16 protein-coding genes are annotated in these 15,053 nt (G+C 60.8%); 8 read left to right on the top strand and 8 right to left on the bottom strand.

The window, feature by feature from the left end:
* From moaC to JIN81_RS08625, 3 genes are all read left to right on the top strand, one after another.
* A complete protein-coding gene (moaC, locus tag JIN81_RS08635) occupies positions 1 to 489 on the top strand; it encodes a cyclic pyranopterin monophosphate synthase MoaC (protein WP_200278531.1) in 489 nt (162 codons plus the stop codon).
* A 166-nt stretch (positions 490 to 655) separates the two neighbouring features.
* Positions 656 to 1,474: an NTP transferase domain-containing protein gene (locus tag JIN81_RS08630; RefSeq protein ID WP_200278530.1), complete on the top strand. Its 819-nt coding sequence runs from the start codon at positions 656 to 658 to the stop codon at positions 1,472 to 1,474.
* Positions 1,475 to 1,501: 27 nt separating this feature from the next.
* Positions 1,502 to 1,927, top strand: coding sequence for a molybdenum cofactor biosynthesis protein MoaE (locus tag JIN81_RS08625; RefSeq protein ID WP_200278529.1), 426 nt, complete (start codon positions 1,502 to 1,504; stop codon positions 1,925 to 1,927).
* Positions 1,928 to 2,062: 135 nt separating this feature from the next.
* On the opposite strand, the gene rplQ is transcribed toward JIN81_RS08625, so the two are convergent.
* A complete protein-coding gene (gene rplQ / locus JIN81_RS08620) occupies positions 2,063 to 2,515 on the bottom strand; it encodes a 50S ribosomal protein L17 (protein ID WP_200278528.1) in 453 nt (150 codons plus the stop codon).
* A 19-nt stretch (positions 2,516 to 2,534) separates the two neighbouring features.
* The gene (locus JIN81_RS08615) at positions 2,535 to 3,623 is read right to left on the bottom strand and encodes a DNA-directed RNA polymerase subunit alpha (protein WP_200278527.1); all 1,089 of its coding nucleotides are present in this window, start codon (positions 3,621 to 3,623) and stop codon (positions 2,535 to 2,537) included.
* 427 nt (positions 3,624 to 4,050) lie between these two features.
* Between JIN81_RS08615 and JIN81_RS08610 the strand changes: the two genes are divergently transcribed.
* The 4 genes from JIN81_RS08610 to JIN81_RS08595 all read left to right on the top strand — a co-directional run bounded on the left by JIN81_RS08610 (position 4,051) and on the right by JIN81_RS08595 (position 7,615).
* Positions 4,051 to 4,311 (top strand): hypothetical protein, encoded by a 261-nt coding sequence (locus tag JIN81_RS08610; RefSeq protein WP_200278526.1) that lies wholly within the window; start codon positions 4,051 to 4,053, stop codon positions 4,309 to 4,311.
* Between the two features lie 73 nt (positions 4,312 to 4,384).
* Positions 4,385 to 5,809, top strand: a complete 1,425-nt coding sequence (locus JIN81_RS08605) for a cryptochrome/photolyase family protein (RefSeq protein ID WP_200278525.1) — start codon at positions 4,385 to 4,387, stop codon at positions 5,807 to 5,809.
* Positions 5,810 to 5,860: 51 nt separating this feature from the next.
* Complete coding sequence (locus JIN81_RS08600; protein WP_200278524.1) at positions 5,861 to 6,748, top strand: sugar phosphate isomerase/epimerase family protein; 888 nt, start codon at positions 5,861 to 5,863, stop codon at positions 6,746 to 6,748.
* A gap of 84 nt (positions 6,749 to 6,832) precedes the next feature.
* Entirely contained in the window at positions 6,833 to 7,615 is a 783-nt protein-coding gene (locus tag JIN81_RS08595; protein ID WP_200278523.1) for a tRNA threonylcarbamoyladenosine dehydratase, read from the top strand.
* 73 nt (positions 7,616 to 7,688) lie between these two features.
* Here the strand turns inward: JIN81_RS08595 and ykgO are convergent, their stop codons facing one another.
* The 6 genes from ykgO to JIN81_RS08565 all read right to left on the bottom strand — a co-directional run bounded on the left by ykgO (position 7,689) and on the right by JIN81_RS08565 (position 14,165).
* The gene (gene ykgO, locus JIN81_RS08590; RefSeq protein ID WP_200278522.1) at positions 7,689 to 7,853 is read right to left on the bottom strand and encodes a type B 50S ribosomal protein L36; all 165 of its coding nucleotides are present in this window, start codon (positions 7,851 to 7,853) and stop codon (positions 7,689 to 7,691) included.
* Positions 7,854 to 8,131: 278 nt separating this feature from the next.
* Positions 8,132 to 9,445, bottom strand: a complete 1,314-nt coding sequence (locus JIN81_RS08585; RefSeq protein ID WP_200278521.1) for a TRAP transporter large permease — start codon at positions 9,443 to 9,445, stop codon at positions 8,132 to 8,134.
* Positions 9,442 to 9,942 (bottom strand): TRAP transporter small permease, encoded by a 501-nt coding sequence (locus JIN81_RS08580; protein ID WP_200278520.1) that lies wholly within the window; start codon positions 9,940 to 9,942, stop codon positions 9,442 to 9,444. Before JIN81_RS08580 ends, JIN81_RS08585 begins: the two co-directional genes overlap by 4 nt.
* Positions 9,939 to 10,970 (bottom strand): TRAP transporter substrate-binding protein, encoded by a 1,032-nt coding sequence (locus JIN81_RS08575; RefSeq protein WP_200278519.1) that lies wholly within the window; start codon positions 10,968 to 10,970, stop codon positions 9,939 to 9,941. The genes JIN81_RS08580 and JIN81_RS08575 overlap by 4 nt, the downstream gene beginning before the upstream one ends.
* A gap of 3 nt (positions 10,971 to 10,973) precedes the next feature.
* Positions 10,974 to 13,382 carry a glycoside hydrolase family 3 N-terminal domain-containing protein gene (locus JIN81_RS08570; RefSeq protein WP_200278518.1) on the bottom strand — a complete coding sequence of 803 codons (2,409 nt, stop codon included), beginning with the start codon at positions 13,380 to 13,382 and terminating at the stop codon, positions 10,974 to 10,976.
* A 249-nt stretch (positions 13,383 to 13,631) separates the two neighbouring features.
* Positions 13,632 to 14,165, bottom strand: coding sequence for a cob(I)yrinic acid a,c-diamide adenosyltransferase (locus JIN81_RS08565; protein WP_200278517.1), 534 nt, complete (start codon positions 14,163 to 14,165; stop codon positions 13,632 to 13,634).
* A 93-nt stretch (positions 14,166 to 14,258) separates the two neighbouring features.
* Between JIN81_RS08565 and JIN81_RS08560 the strand changes: the two genes are divergently transcribed.
* Positions 14,259 to 15,011 (top strand): 7-carboxy-7-deazaguanine synthase QueE, encoded by a 753-nt coding sequence (locus JIN81_RS08560; RefSeq protein WP_200278516.1) that lies wholly within the window; start codon positions 14,259 to 14,261, stop codon positions 15,009 to 15,011.
* Positions 15,012 to 15,053 lie beyond the last annotated feature (42 nt).

Raw genomic sequence — 15,053 nt, 5'->3', positions numbered from 1 at the left:
ATGAACCCGGATTCCCTGTCCCACATCGACGACGCCAACCGTGCGTCCATGGTCGATGTGTCGGCCAAGAAAGTCACGGCACGTACCGCCACCGCCGAAGCGAAAGTCCATGTCAACGAGGCGGTTGCCGCCCAGTTCGACGGCAAGGACCTGGTCTCGAAGAAAGGACCCGTCTTCCAAACGGCCATCCTCGCAGGAGTCATGGGCGCGAAGCAGACCAGCAACCTGATCCCGCTGTGCCACCCACTGCCGCTGGACAGCATCAAGATCAACATCGAGTTCGAAGGGCGGACCGCGACCATCCAATGCACCGCGAAAACCACTGGAAAGACGGGCGTCGAGATGGAAGCCCTGACCGGCGTGAACATCGCCGCCCTGACGCTGTACGACATGTGCAAGGCGCTGGACAAGGGCATCACCATCACCGATCTGCGGCTGCTTGAGAAAGCCGGCGGCAAATCCGACTATCAAGCGGACCCCGAGCCATAGCCCCCAGCCCAACCCTTCATCCGGACCGCGAGCTTCAGCTCGCCCCTCAACCCCCAGCCCAACCCTTCATCCGGACCGCGAGCTTCAGCTCGCCCCTCAACCCCCAGCCCAATCCTTCATCCGGACCGCGAGCTTCAGCTCGCCCCTCAAACTCCAGCGACCCACCATGAAGTCTCTCATCCTCGCCGGCGGTAAAAGCAAACGCATGGGGCGGAACAAGGCACTCATCGAGCGCCCCGACGGCACCCGTCAGCTCGACCACATCCTCGCCCTCGCTCGATCGGTCGTCCCGGATGTCATCCTTTCCACCAACGACCCTGACACCGCACCCGACGGCACCCATACCCTCCCCGACCTCAACCCCGGGGACGGCCCGCTTGGCGCCCTCGCCAGCTTCTGTGCGCGCCACCCCGACGAACCCGTCTTGCTTCTCGGCTGCGACCATTTCCTGATCGACCGCCCCACTCTGGCTGCTCTGCTCGATGGCCGTGACCCCGCGGCCATGGCGACCGCCTATCCGAATCGCATCGATGGACGCCCGGAACCCCTCTGTGCCATCTACGAGGCTTCCAGCCTCCCCTTGGCCCAGACGAAGCTCGACGCAGGGGACTTTTGTGCCCGCCACTTTCTCGAGTCGCTGAGTCCAACCCTGCTGGAGCTCGGCAACCCGGTGGCCCTCGACAATGCCAATACGCCCGCCGACCTCGACGAAGCATTCGCCAAGCTGACCCACGGCAGCGCCCGCAAAACCGTGCGCACCCTCTACTTTGCCAAACTCCGGGAGTCCCGAGGGACCGACGAGGAAGAGGTTGAATCCTGGGCCCACAGCTGCGCCGGCCTTTACGAAGAGCTGCGCTTCAAACATCGCCTGCCCCTTGATCTCGATGCCCTCAGATGCGCCCGCAACGGCGACTTCTGCGACTGGTCGACCCCGATCCAGGACGGCGACGAAATCGTCTTCATCCCGCCGGTCGCAGGCGGTTGATCAACGCCCTCCGTTCATTCCCGACGCATGTTCACGATCACACCAGACCCCCTCGATCCAAGCGCCCTGCGAGATCAGGTGCTCGACCCCGCTGCCGGCGGGTTCTGCAGCTTCGAAGGATGGGTCAGGAACCATCACGAAGGCCATGAAGTCCAACACCTCGAATACGAAGCCTACCAACTGCTGGCGGAGAAGGAGGGCCACCGGATCCTTGCCGAAGCGACCGAGAAGTTCGAACTGCTGCACGCCGTGTGCAGCCATCGGACGGGCCCCATCGAAATAGGCGGCCTCGCCGTGGTGGTCTGTGTCTCCTCCGCCCACCGCGATGCCGCTTTCGATGCCTGCCGCTACATCATCGATGAGGTGAAATCACGCGTGCCGATCTGGAAGAAGGAGTTCTTCACCAGCGGCGATTCCGGATGGGTCCGCTGCGACCACTGCGCCGGCCATTGAGGAGCTGAGGACTCCGCCCCACAGACCCGTCTGGGCGGGACACCTCCGTCGGCACCCGGGTCACGGACTCCTCACGAAAAAAAGCACCCGCGGGTTTCCCCACGGGTGCTTGTAAATCGTGAATCGGCAGTCCGATTACTCGGCCTTGGCCTCAGCCTTCTCAGCAGTCTCTTCGGCAGCTGGAGTCTCCTCCGCTTCCGCGTCGACAGCTTCGATGTCCTCGTCGCCAGCAGGAAGATCAACCCACTCGATGAATGCCATCGGAGCCGCGTCGGTCATCCGTGCACCAAGCTTGGTGATGCGGCAGTAGCCACCCGGACGGTCCGCTGCAGCAGGAGCAACTTCCTCGAAAAGCTTCTTGGCGACATCCTTGTGGCGAAGGAATGCGACGGCCTGACGGCGTGCGTGAAGATCACCACGCTTGCCCAGGGTCACGAGTTTTTCAGCCACAGGACGCAGAGCCTTGGCCTTGCCAAGGGTCGTACGGATACGTCCGTGTTCGATCAGGCTGCAAGCAAGGTTGGCAAGCAGCGAGCGGCGGTGCTCGGCAGTGCGCTTGAGCTTGGCAGTTTTGTTACGGTGTCTCATTGGGATTCTCCCTTTAGGATTAGTCGTCGAGGTTTTGTGCGATCAGATCGGCAAGGCCCACCGGGGCCTCATCTTCCACGCCCAGGCGTGGAGCCGCACCACCGGCAACAGGGCCGGTCAGAAGTGATGGGTCAAGCGACATGCCGAGGCCCAGACCAAGCTCGGAGAGCTTGTCCTTGATCTCGTTCAGCGACTTCTTACCGAAGTTGCGGTACTTGAGCATTTCCGCCTCGGTCTTCATCGCCAGTTGACCCACGGATGTGATGTTGGCGTTGTTGAGGCAGTTGGCGGCACGGACCGAAAGCTCGATCTCGTTCACCGACATGTTGAGAAGTTTCTTCAGCGCAGCGTTTTCTTCGCTTGCTTCCGCAGGTGCTTCCTCGAAGTCCACGGCGTTCTCGTCGTAGTTGACGAACACGTCGAGGTGGTGACGAAGGATGGCCGACGCCTGAAGGAGTGCGTCCTGGGGAGTGATGCGACCGTCGGTCCAGATGTCGAGGACCAGCTTGTCGTAGTCGGTCATCTGACCCACACGAGTCGCGTCCACGGCATACTTCACACGGGTCACGGGCGAGAAGATCGAGTCGATCGCGATCACGCCAATCGGCTGATCCTTACGCTTGTTCTCGTCACCGGTGGAGAACCCACGTCCGACGCGGATTTCGAACTCGCAGTCGAACTTCACCTTCTTGTCGAGGTGGCAGATGACCTGATCCTTGTTGACGACTTCGTAGATGTTGTCGTCGTTGATGTCACCCGCGGTGACCACGCCTTCCTTCTCCACCTTGATGGTGAGGATGCGGGACTCCTTGTCGTGGTGTTTGAACTTCACCTTCTTGAGGTTGAGAATGATGTCAGTGACATCTTCAACCACACCAGGGAGGCTCGAAAATTCGTGCTGAACGCCGGCGATACGCACAGACGTGATGGCGGCACCTTCCAGCGATCCGAGAAGGACGCGGCGAAGGGAGTTACCGAGGGTGTGGCCGTATCCCCGCTCGAATGGCTCGGCGGTGAATTCAGCAAAAACGTCGGTAGCGGTTTCCTCGTTGCGGACGAGACGATTCGGGATCTCGAAACGAGACAGTTTGGTCGTGGATTCAGACATGGTTGGATTCGATTTGCCGGGTTTCCCTCCGACGAGCATGACAGTCCTGCAATGAAGCAGAGTGCCCGGAGGACCTACGGCGGTTCGGCAGGCTCGCGCGGGCGGGGACTAAAAGGGGTTCGAGGCCCGTTGGCAAAGCAAATTTCGCCAAAAACCCCCGATTTTTCCGATCGCCCGCGATCCCTTGTCCTTCACCTCCCCACCATCCCCCGCGCACCGGGTCGGGTAGGTCGATCGATTGAGTTCAAAAGGATTGGCGCTCCCCTCGGCCCGGGATTCCACGGCGCCCCAACAAGCGATGCGTAAAAACCCTAACAAATCCCAATGAAAAATCCTTCGCCAACCATCCCAACAGGTGCCACCCTACAATGTGAAGACAACGACTAGCAAACGAAAGACACCCCGGAAAACCAAACCAACGCGTTCGATGAAATCCAAACGGAATCTGACAAGATTCACCTACGAAAGCACTGCTTTCCAAGGCTGGCGCCTGTGCATCAGCCGAGGAGGAGCCACCTTCACCAAGTATTTTTCTGACAAACAATACGGCGGAGGACGGAAGGCTCTTGAAGCTGCCGAGCAGGCTCTTGAGGACATCAAGGAGATCATTGCACGTTCTCGTCGAGTGAACGGCAAACTGAACGATACTACCGTTCGGAAGGTCGAGAAACTCCTGAGAAGCGTCTGATCCCCCCTGCGATTCACACCGCACGAACGCCCCCCGATCGCGGGGGGCCGTGCGGTCTTTTGCTTTTCTGGCCATGTCATCATCTACCCCACCCGTCATCCATTGGTTCCGCAGAGACCTCCGAATCCTTGATAATACAGGTCTCCTAAAGGCCTCGAGGGAAAGACGACCTGTCATCCCGGCCTATATCGTTAGCGATTGGTCGGGCTCCCACAACTGGACCGGAGCCAAGCGCCAGCACTTCCTCTGCGAATCGCTGAAATCGCTGAACCGGAACCTGGAAACCATCGACGGCCGACTGATCGTCCGCGGCGGTGAAGCGGTCGATGCGCTCCTGACCCTCGCCGAGGAATCCGGAGCCAACGCCATCTTTTTCAACCGCGACCCGGATCCCTTCGGGAAGGCAACGGAACACCGCTTGCAGGATGCTTGCAAGGAGCGGGGAATCGAATGCCGGGGATTCCACGATCACACCCTCCACACGGCCGAAGAGATCCTCACTCAGTCGGACCAGCCCTATCGGGTTTACACTCCCTACAGCAAAAACTGGCTGGGTCGCGACAAACCGGAACCCGGCGGCAAGCCCAAAGCACTCCGGACACCCGCTTCCCTGGACTCGGATCCCCTTCCATCCTTGGATCATTGGTCCATCGAATTGCCTGAGGATTGCTCGATTCTCCCTGCCGGTGAACGGGCCGCCCACGACCGGCTCAAGCGCCTGATCAACGAGCGGGTGGAGAGCTACGCCGACCTGCGCGATGTTCCGTCCGCCGACGGCACCTCACGCCTGTCCCAAGATCTTCGCTTCGGCCTTATCTCGATCCGCACGGTCTACCAGAAGCTGGACAAGGCGAGGCAGTCCGCTGCTCCATCGGCGAGGGAAAGCCTCCAAACCTACGTCAAGGAACTGGCTTGGAGGGAGTTCTACATGGCCATTCTTCATCACTATCCGCACGTGCTTGAGCAGGAATTCATGGCCGATTGGCGGGGACTGCCCTGGGATGAGCCCGGAGATGACTTTGAAGCGTGGAAGCGCGGTGAGACCGGTTTCCCCATCGTCGACGCCGGCATTCGCGAACTGCTCACTACCGGTTTCATGCACAATCGGGTGCGGATGATCGTCGCCATGTTCCTCACCAAGGACCTGCACATTGATTGGCGCCTGGGTGAGTCATTCTTCATGCAGCATCTGGTGGACGGCGAGATTGCTTCGAACAACGGCGGCTGGCAATGGTCCGCCGGCACCGGCGCGGATGCAGCCCCCTACTTCAGGATCCAGAACCCATGGTCCCAGTCGAAGAGGCATGACCCGGATGGGAAGTACATCAAACGCTGGATCCCGGAACTCAAGGACATCCCCGCCAAGCGGCTCCACTCGCCTCCCGAGGGAAATGAGCCACTAGCCAAGGGCTACCCCCTTCCCTGCGTTGATCACTCGACCGAGCGTGCAGAAACACTGACGAGGTTCAAGCGACACCGCCAGCAAGGGGATCAATAGACCCTGTCACTTTTCCGCAAGGAATGAATCCATAAGCGCCGTATGCACCCCATGCAGCGCAGACATTTCCTTGCAGGGCTCGGTTCCAGCGCCCTGCTGCCGACCGCCTTCGGCTTGAACGAGGACGGGCCCCCATCACCCACGATCCAACTCGCACTCAAGGCGGGGATGGCCAAGTTCGGGACCAACCTGGAAGAAAAGTTCACGATCCTTAAGGGACTCGGCTACGACGGCATCGAACTGGATTCTCCCGGGGGTCAGAACAAGAAGGAGGCTCTCTCAGCCTCCGGGTCCACCGGGCTTCCCATCCATGGGGTGGTCGATTCCATTCACTGGAAAATCCGGCTCTCCGACCCATCTGCAGAGATCCGGGCCAAGGCCCTGGAAGGCTTGCGCACGGCCATCACTGAATGCGCTCAGGTTGGAGGCTCGTCGGTGCTGCTCGTGCCTGGCGTGGTCGACAAGCACACCACCCACGAGGAAGCCTGGAAGAGGTCGATCGAATCGATCCGTGCCGCCCTGCCGCTCGCCGCATCAAAAGGCATCCACATCCTCATCGAGAACGTATGGAACCGGATGTTCTACGACGAGAAGGGCGGCAACCGCCAATCCGCCGAATCGCTTGCCAAATACCTCGACGAAATCAATTCGCCCTGGGTCGGATCATACTTCGACATTGGCAATCATCAGCGCTTCGGAAAACCCGCCGACTGGATCCGCCTGCTGGGAAGGCGCATTGTGAAACTCGACGTGAAGGACTGGGGCACTCAGGCAGGGTTCTGCAAGATTGGTGATGGCGATGTCGATTGGCCAGAGGTCCGCAAGGCGTTGGAGGAGATCGGATTCACCGGCTGGGCAACCGCCGAAGTCAAAGGAGGAGACGCTGACCGCTGCGCCGAGATCCTGTCCAACATGCGACAGCACCTGCTCGACGCCTGAGTGCGAGTTCCATCGCCCAGCGGACTCATCCCAAGCGAGTTTTTTGGGTTTCAACTCAGCGGACCGCGCACTCATTCTCCCCCCATGTCCGTCACCGATCGCCTGTCCGGCATCGCGCGTTTGTATGGAAACGCTGCGTTCGAGAAATTCCAGCAATCCAGCGTCGTGGTCGTGGGAATTGGTGGAGTGGGATCGTGGGCAGCGGAAAGCCTCGCGCGCTCGGGCATCGGCAAGCTGACACTGGTCGATCCCGACGACCTCTGCGTGACCAACACCAATCGCCAGATCCACGCCATCGACGGCACCTACGGCAAACCGAAAGCCGGAGTGCTCGCCGAACGCCTCCGACTCATTCAACCGGGCATTCAGGTGACCGAAGTGCAATCCTTCTACTCAGAGCGGAACGCCGACGAGCTCCTCACTCCCCGACCCGATGCGGTCATCGATGCGATCGACTCACTCCGTGCCAAGTGCCACCTGCTGGCCGCCTGCCATGAAAGGGGCATCCCGGTCGTCGCATCCGGTGCTGCCGGGGGACGTCGTGACGTCATCCGGATTCGCGTCGCGGACCTCGCACACACCAGCAAGGACTCGCTCCTGGCCGCCGTCAGGAAACAACTGCGGACCAACTACGGATTCCCGAAAGCGCCGGAACGTGGTCAGGTTCCCGACTTCGGAATCGAGGCCGTCTATTCCGAGGAAACCCCGGTCTATCCGACCTGTGATGGCGACGTCAGCCAGGACCGCCCCGGAGACCTTCCCGGCGGCCTTCGTTGTGACGCCGGCTACGGATCCGCCACCCATGTCACAGCCACCTTCGGGCTCGCGGCGGCCGGGCGTGTGTTGGAATGGCTCGCCGCCAAGTAACCGCAGCGGCCATCCGAGCACAAAAAAGGCGACCCGAGGGCCGCCTTTCAAGGTCATGAAAAACCAGGATGTCTTACTTCACGCCCTTCTTGGAAAGACGCGTGCCCTTGGTCGCACCCTGACGGGCCTTGAACTTCGGGTTCGTCTTGCAGATGACGTAAGTCGTGCCCTTGCGGGAAACCACCTGACAGTCAGTGTGGCGGCGCTTGGCGGAGGAAAGAGAAGAAAGAACTTTCATGGTCGAAAAATGGTGATTCCCGTGTGGGGACGCGGAAAATAGGGACCAAAGCCCGCTTGTAAAGCCGATTCTGTTGCTTTTTCAGCTTCCAGGCATCGCTCCGGGGCATGTTGGAGCGCCGCGGCAAAGCGGAACATTTCGATTCAAGGACCATCGAGAAGAAAATCCCCATCTCCAGACGGACACAAGCCCCCAGAAACCCATGCTTGGGGGTCGGGCTTGAAGCCGATCCACCTCACATCGATCGGGTCGCATGAACCGCCCCCCTTGAAGTCCGATCAATCCAGCTCACCAAGCGCGCGCGGCAGCCAGAGCACCAGATCCTCCCAGTAGGTGATCAACAGCAGGGCTGCAAACATCGCCGCGTAGAATGGGATCATCGCCTTCGAGACCCCGGCGATCTTTGCCTTTCCCACACCACATCCGAGGAACAGGCAGGATCCGACCGGTGGAGTGCACAAGCCGATGCACAAGTTCGCCACCATGATGACACCAAAGTGGACGGCGTGAATGTCGATCCCGATCGCCACCGGCAGGAAAATGGGGGTGAACACGAGAATCGCGGGCGTCATGTCCATGAAGATGCCGACGGTCAGAAGAGCCAGATTGATCAGCATCAGGACCACCAAGGGGTTCTCGGAAACCGCCAGCAACGCCGCTGCCGCCGCCTGCGGAACCTGTTCAATCGTCAGAAGCCGGCTCATCGCCGCGCTCGTTCCGATCAACAACAGAACGATGCCGGTCGTCCGGGCCGAACTGATCAGGATCGATGGAAGCTGTCTCCAGTTCACCTCGCGGTAGCACACGCAGACCAGAATCAGGGACCACAGCACGGCGATCGCCGACGACTCGGTCGGGGTCATGATCCCTTGAATGATCACTCCGACCACCAGGAACAGCATGGAAAGGCTGGGCAAGGCCCTGAAAAAAGAACTCCAGAATGCCGGGACTTCCACGAGGGGCGCGGGACCGTCGCCGTCGGAGGCTGTCTTGAATCGTCGGCTCACCAGAAACGCCACCACCATCACCGCCAGCCCGGTCACCATGCCCGGCACCAGGCCCGCGAGGAACAGGGCGCCGACCGAGACGTTGGTCGCCACCAAGGCATACACGATCATCACGTTGCTCGGCGGAATCAACAATCCCGTCGTCGCCGCCGTTGCCGTGAGGGCCACGCTGAAATCACGCGGATATCCCTTCTTCTCCATCTCGGGGATCAGCGCTCCACCCACCGAGGAAATGGCCGCGGTCGCCGATCCCGATACCGCGCCGAAAAGCATGCAGGTCAGGGTATTGACCACGGACAAGCCGCCCGGCAACCGACCCACGATCGACGAAGCAAAGTCGATCAGTCGGCGGGCCAAGCCGCCGGTCGCCATCAACTCCCCCGCCAGAATGAAGAACGGGATCGCAAGCAGCGGGAAACTGTCCAAGCCGTTGGCCATGTCGCTCGCCACACTCACGAGTGATCCATCCCGCCCCAGAGCCAGCGCCCCCAGCAGGGTGGCCAGACCGATGACGAAAGCCACCGGCACCTCGAGCATGAGGAGCACCACGAAGGACACCAGCAATACCGCGAGACCGACACTCATTCGTCCCCCTTTCCGTCCACCGGCAACAGGAGCGCCAGAATCTTCTCGATGGAAAGCAGCGAAATCAACGCGCCACCGACAGGCAGCACGAGATAGAACCACGCCTTGCTGATCCCGAGCGTGGCCATCATCTGGCCGGATGCAAGGCGGTCACGGAACAAGTGGATTCCACCGACCAGCAGGACCGCCACCGAAAATCCGAAGACGCAAAGATGGCCGATCACATGAGCGTGTCGCCGGCTCGCCGGATGGAACCGGGACACCAGCACATCCACGCCGAGATGTCGGTCGCCGGAGTAGGCCAGCACGCCACCGAGGATCGCCAGCCAAACGAGAAGCAAGCGTGCCAACTGCTCGGTCCAGGCAGGCTGGGCATCCAGCACTTCGCGCGCAAAGACCGCCCACAGCACATCGATGACCAACACCGAGAACACGACCACACAGATCACCCCGAGCGTCTTCGCAAGGGCCTTCTGGAGCTGTTCGAAAAACTTCATTCCACGCCCTCGATACGGGTGACGAACTCCTTGCGTGCACCGGTCGCATAGGTTCCGACCACCCCCGCGGTCAGCTTGCGGAACTCCTCGGCATTTGCTTCACGGATGGTCACCCCAGCGGCCGCCAGTTCATCGAGGGCCTTCTGGTTCTCCTCCGCCCACAGTTCTCTCTGGAACTCACTCGAGTGCTTGGATGCCTGCTCCACCCACTCCCGCTCGCGCTCACTCAGGCTGTCCCAGAACTTCGCCCCGGCAACGAGCACATCCGGGATGCGGGAGTGCTCGTCCAACAGGTAGTGCTTGCAGACTTCGAAGTGGCGACTCGACAACAAGCTAGGCGGATTGTTCTCAGCACCGTCGACCCCGCCCTGCTTGAGCGACGTATACAATTCCCCGAACGACATCGTCACGGCCGATCCACCCAGTGACTTCACCGTCGCCTCGGCCACGGGATCCTGCTGGACCCGGATCTTCAATCCATCGAGATCCCCCGGACCCGTGAGCGGGCGGGTTGCGTAGAAACTGCGACTACCCGCATCGTAGTAGGCCAGGCCGACAAGCCCGCTCCGCCCACCTTCGTCGTTCACTCCCAGAGCGTCCAACAAGTCCAATCCGACCTCGCCATCCAGCACCCGCCAGAAGTGACCCTCGTCGCGAAACAAGTAGGGCAGACTGAACAGCTTGAACACGGAAACAAAGTTACCGATCGGGGCACAGCTGACTTTCGTCACGTCGATCTCACCCTGCTGTGTCTTCTCGAGGCACACCGTTTCGTCCCCCAGTTGCTCCCCGGGGAAGATATTCACCTTCATGGTGCCGCCGGACAGCCTGGTCAGCTCCCGACCGAACTCCTCGATGCCCTTGTGCACCGGGTGCGTCACCGCGAGACCGTGAGCGACGGTAATCTCACGCACCGAGCGGGCGCCATCCTCATCCTCGCGACCCTGGCCGAGCCACGCAAAGCCCAGGCAGCACAGCAACGCGCCAACGAGTAGGCCGAGAACAAACTGTGAGCTGGAAGACTTCATGACTCAACGAAGCGTAACTCGCCCCTTTTTCCTGATGCCGTCACTACCGGAGGCATCACCGACCATCAACTCAAAGTCGCCCGGTTCCACAACCCATTCGTTCGCGCGATTGAGCATCTTCAGGTCCCGACGCGGCTTCAGCTTGAAGCTCACCACCTTGCTTTTCCCTGCCTCCAATGAAACCCGCTCGAACCCGCGCAGCAGTTGTTCGAAGGGAGCAACCGTCGCGACCACATCCTTCACATAGAGTTGGACCACCGCATCGCCGGCCCGCTTGCCCGTGTTGCTCACCTCGCAGGTCACCGTGATCTCATCGTCGGCTGTCGGCTCGGCAGGCTCGATGTTCAGGTCGCCATACTCGAAGGTGGTGTAACTCAGCCCGTGCCCGAAGTGATAGAGGGGACCAAGCACCCGTGTGGTCCCCCACCCATTCGGATCGTGCCCGGTGCTCTGTCCGCCCCATGATCCGTTGCGGTGAGGAAATGCGAGCGGAATCTGGCCGACCGACTTTGGAAACGTGATCGGGATTTTCCCCCCAGGGTTGTTCTCTCCAAACAGGGTTTCGGCGATGGCTTGTCCGACCTTCTCCCCACCGTGCCAGGCACAAAGAATCCCGGGCACGTGAGCATCGATCCAGTTGATGGAAGCAGCCCGACCGGGCATGAGCACCACGATCACCGGTTTTCCCGTCTCCACCATCTTCTGCACAAGCAAGGTCTGATGACCGGGAAGGTCGAGATCGCTGCGTGAGCGTGACTCACCGCAGGTATCGTGATTGTCACCAAGCACCGTGATGATCAGGTCCGACTCCTTCGCCATCTCGATCGCCTTGTCGAGCTTCACCTGCTCGTCGTCATCCGGTGGCTCGGGCAGGATCCCGGAAAGCGGGAAACGTTGATCATGGTAATACACGCCCTCGGTGTAGCTGACCTCCGCACGGTCCCCGATGAAGTCGCGAATGCCGACAAAGGGGGAAATCACGTCGGACGCGCCCGGACCGTAGCGGCTGATCATCGGAACCACATCGTCGGCGGCCGGACCAGTCACCAGGATTTTCGAGTAGGCCGACGGATCCAGCGGCAGGATACCATCGTTCTTCAGCAGCACCATCGCCTTGCGCGCCGCCTCCAGAGTGGCCGCCTCATGCTCGGGGGTATACACCACCTTCGGGGCGGCCTTCGGATCGACGAATGGCTCGTCGAAAAGCCCGAGCTCGAACTTCACCCGCAGCACGTCCGCTACGCGCGAGTCGATCGTTTCCTCGGTGATCCTCCCCTCGGCAACCATCTTCCTCAGCGGCAGCACGAAGTCCTCCGTCTTCTTGAAATTCGTCCGCACATTGAGGCCGGCATTCACCGCCTGCACCACGGCTTCATCGAAGTCGGCAGCCACCTCGTGCTGCGCGTGCAGACGCGACACCGCGCCACTGTCCGACACGACATAGCCGTTGAAACCATATTCCCCGCGGAGCAGGTCGATCAGGAAATACGAACTACTGCTCACTGGAACCCCGTCATAGGTGTTGTAGGAACTCATCGCTCCTTTCGGCTTCGCCTCCTTGATCACCTTCTCGAAGGGATGCATCAGCAATTCATGCATGTCACGGTAGGGAATCTGCGGATTCGTCCGGGCATGACCATCACGCCCGCCATTCGGCGTGCTGTAGGCAGCGAAATGCTTCACCGTGGACGCCACATTCTGGGACTGGATTCCGAGTGCCTGTTGCAATCCCAGTTCACCCACGAGGTACGGCGACTCACCATAGCATTCGATCGTACGTCCCCACCGGGGATCCCGCACCACATCGAGAATGGGCGAGTAGATGTTGGAGTAACCCAAGGCCTTCGCTTCCTTCCCCGTGATCTCGCCGATCCGTCGGACAAGGTCGCGGTCCCAGGTCGCGCCGACACCAATCTGGGTCGGGAAATTGCTCGCGTGACTATGGCAAAGCCCGCGGATCCCCTCGTTGGTGAAATCCACCGGAATCCCCAGCCGGGTTTCCTCAATGAACCACCTCTGGATCGTATTGAGCAACTCGGCGTGCTCCTCATGCCCCGTCATGTCCATCACGCCACGAACCCCGTTGCAGTGCTCGTCGATGTTCCCGATCCCGTCCTTCCAAACACGTTCCTTCCACTTCGGCGTCGGGTGCGTGTCCTTCAGGACCCGCTTGTGACCGTAGATGGTCCCCATCTGCGCGGTCTTCTCATCCATGTTCATCCGGCCGATGAGGTCCTTCACCCGTTCCTCCACGGGAATCGATGGGTCCTCGTAGGGATCCTTCTGGCCATTCTTGTTCCGGTCGATCCAACCCTCCTGATAGATCTCCACATCGGCCTTGTCAGCCGCTTGCCCGTGAAGCAGGCCCACCGACAGGCAGCACCCCAGTGAAATCAAATTCCCGTATTTCATGAATCAAGTGTTGGTTGGCTCCGACCCTTTCGGTCCCCGGATGCCTCGCACTCATTAGAAGGGCATGAGCCACTCCGAAACCCGGGTTTTCTCGGTTACCATGGTGAGCCAGCACCCCACCCTCATCCATACTCCGGTCCCACGCACCATCCAATCCACCCCGCCTCCACGAACGGACTCGATACCATCCTCCAACAAATCAGGACGAGGCACCCGCCCTGCCCCCCTTGCCCCAGCACGGCCTCCCGCTCAATCCCTGTCGTCCACTCTGGCGAGGATCCACAGAAGGTCCGACACCCGGTTGAAATACAGTCGAACCGCCTCCGGCAGACCTTCTCCCGACTCGTGCAGATCCCACACCCGTCGCTCCGCTCGACGCGCCACCGCCCTCGCTAAATCCAATCCGGCTCGCGCCACCGAATGCTCGACCCCCGGACGTGCCCAACCCTCGAAGCGGATGCCCTTGCCCTCGAACTCCTTGGCTCTCGCTTCCACCCACGCCACATCCTCGTCGCCGAAAGGCGAAAAACCCTTCTCCCGATATTTCTCCGCATCCTCTGGCAAGCAGGCCAGCACTCCCATCAAGGCCACCAGCTTCTCCTGCACCCGATCAATCACCTCCTCCACCTCGGCCGCCGCACCCGCTGACCGAGCCAAGCCCAGGGCGGCATTCAATTCATCCACAGCACCGAGCGCTTCAACGCGTTTCCCGGTCTTCGCAGTCCTCCGCCCAAACAACAGATCGGTCTCCCCGCTGTCTCCCCGCCCCGTGATGATGCTCATGCCGTGAAACTCCGGTCAGCATTCGGGAAGATCAAATCCCAATTGCCTCGACAATCCGGATTCCCACCTTCGCAATTCCCCCCCCGACTACGCATGAAACTCGCCAAGCTCAACGACGGCCCCGAAATCTTCCACACCCTTCAGGGGGAAGGCGTCTCCGCCGGGCTGCCCGCCATCTTCGTTCGAGCGTCACGTTGCAACCTCCACTGCCGCTGGTGCGATACCGACTACACCTGGAACTTCGAGGGCACCCCATGGCCCCATGACCTGGACGGCACGCCGGGCTACCGGAAATACGTGCGCGACGAGGTCACACTGGAAATTTCTCCCGAGGAGATCGCGGAGGAGCTCAAGCGCTACCCGACCCGGCGGGTCGTGCTGACCGGGGGCGAACCGCTTCTTCAGCAGGACGACTGGGTCCGGCTCATCGACCTGCTGCGCGCCGATGACCCCAGCTGGACCTTCGAGGTCGAAACCAACGGCACCCGACTCCCCTCCCCGGAAATGGAGGCCCGGATCGATCAATTCAACGTTTCCCCCAAGCTCTCCAATTCCGGCATGGAGGAATCCACCCGGATCGTCGACGAGCCGCTCACCCACTTCGCCGCCAGCACGAAAAGCTGGTTCAAGTTCGTCGTCAGCAAGTCCCACGAAATCAACGAGATCGAAGCACTGGCCACCCGCTTCCAGATCCCCGCCGAACGGATTCTCCTCATGCCGGAAGGCAGGACCCCTGCCGAGCTCGACCGCCATGGAGAGGAAGTCGCGGCCCTTTGCCTCGACCGCGGGTGGAGATTCTGCGATCGTCTCCATGTCCGCTTGTGGGGAGAAAAAAGAGGGGTCTGAAATCCCGCAACTTTCTCCTCCCTCGCGGGTTACCACGCCAGA

Source organism: Haloferula rosea (genome assembly GCF_016595525.1).
GTDB lineage: Bacteria > Verrucomicrobiota > Verrucomicrobiia > Verrucomicrobiales > Akkermansiaceae > Haloferula > Haloferula rosea.
The sequence above is the reverse complement of the archived record's forward strand: the minus strand, read 5'-3'. Positions and strand labels throughout refer to the sequence as shown.